Source organism: Bacillus cereus group sp. BfR-BA-01430, from assembly GCF_022663115.1.
GTDB lineage: Bacteria > Bacillota > Bacilli > Bacillales > Bacillaceae_G > Bacillus_A > Bacillus_A cereus_BD.
Window position 1 is genome coordinate 1 of the sequence record NZ_JAKUEW010000068.1, and the last position, 489, is coordinate 489.

Genomic DNA, 489 nt, shown 5'->3' on the forward strand with positions numbered 1-489 from the left:
ATGATTGGGGTGAAGTCGTAACAAGGTAGCCGTATCGGAAGGTGCGGCTGGATCACCTCCTTTCTATGGAGAATTGATGAACGTCGTTCATCAATATAAGTTTCCGTGTTTTGATTTCGTTTAGTTTTGAGAGTTCAATAAAAAAGTATTGACTCTTAAAAAGAAATATGATATAAATTAATTCTGCAAATTGTATGGGCCTATAGCTCAGCTGGTTAGAGCGCACGCCTGATAAGCGTGAGGTCGATGGTTCGAGTCCATTTAGGCCCACCATACAAATTGGGGCCTTAGCTCAGCTGGGAGAGCGCCTGCCTTGCACGCAGGAGGTCAGCGGTTCGATCCCGCTAGGCTCCACCAAACGTTATTTTATATAACTTGGTATGTTCTTTGAAAACTAGATAACAGTGTAGCTCATATTTTTTAATTTTAGTTTGGTTAAGTTAGAAAGGGCGCACGGTGGATGCCTTGACACTAGGAGTCGATGAAGGA

The 489-nt window shown here is 42.9% G+C and carries 2 tRNA genes and 1 rRNA gene; all 3 read left to right on the forward strand.

The features are described from left to right. Window positions 1–63, forward strand: a 16S ribosomal RNA gene (locus MR058_RS22955); the annotation flags it as partial. A gap of 133 nt (window positions 64–196) precedes the next feature. Then, window positions 197–273 (forward strand) — tRNA-Ile (locus MR058_RS22960). Window positions 274–281: 8 nt separating this feature from the next. Continuing rightward, a tRNA-Ala gene (locus tag MR058_RS22965) sits at window positions 282–357 on the forward strand. The last annotated feature ends 132 nt before the right edge of the window (window positions 358–489 follow it).